This window comes from Aliivibrio sp. 1S175, from assembly GCF_001690985.1.
GTDB lineage: Bacteria > Pseudomonadota > Gammaproteobacteria > Enterobacterales > Vibrionaceae > Aliivibrio.
In genome coordinates this window covers 1-529 of the sequence record NZ_MAJS01000076.1, presented here as the reverse complement: position 1 = coordinate 529, position 529 = coordinate 1, and the positions used below count along the sequence as shown (strand labels likewise).

At 38.2% G+C, this 529-nt stretch carries 1 protein-coding gene; it reads right to left on the bottom strand.

Annotated features, from left to right (window positions below):
* Positions 1 to 27: 27 nt before the first annotated feature.
* Entirely contained in the window at positions 28 to 486 is a 459-nt protein-coding gene (locus A6E06_RS15210; RefSeq protein WP_065592861.1) for a GNAT family N-acetyltransferase, read from the bottom strand.
* Between the last annotated feature and the right edge of the window lie 43 nt (positions 487 to 529).

The following is a 529-nucleotide window of genomic DNA, read 5'->3' as shown; positions in this document are numbered from 1 at the left end:
GTGTTGATTGCTTTGTTATGAGAATGTCTAACCCAGTGTGCATGACATAAATTGACTGTGTGGATCAGGTTTATAATCGGCAAAGGGAGCACAATATTGAAAACCAAATTTCTCATAGAGATTACGAGCCGGTTTGAAAAACTCTTGTGATCCGGTTTCTAAGCTAATTTTGTTATAACCCTTATCCGACGAAACCTTTAATACATGCTTAAGCAGAAGCGTTCCAACACCAAGATTACGTGCATTATTGGCCGTTCTCATTGATTTTAATTCAGCATCGTTTGAATCCAACTCCTTAATTGCAGCACAACCTAGTAACTGGTCATCTTCCCAACAACTAAAGAACGTAATCTCAGGTACTTTTAGTGCGTTTACATCCAATGCGTGCACGCTTTCAGGAGGAGAAGTTGCATACATATCTTCTAGGTGTTCTTTTAATAACTGAACAACTTCGCCGCCATTCAAATCATCTATTTTGATATCCATATCTTAAATTATCCCTTAATTCTCATAACGCTGGCATAACACG

Excerpts from the sequence above, each read along its gene's own strand:
- A6E06_RS15210 (WP_065592861.1), bottom strand. The coding sequence starts at position 486 with ATGGATATCAAAATAGATGATTTGAATGGCGGCGAAGTTGTTCAGTTA.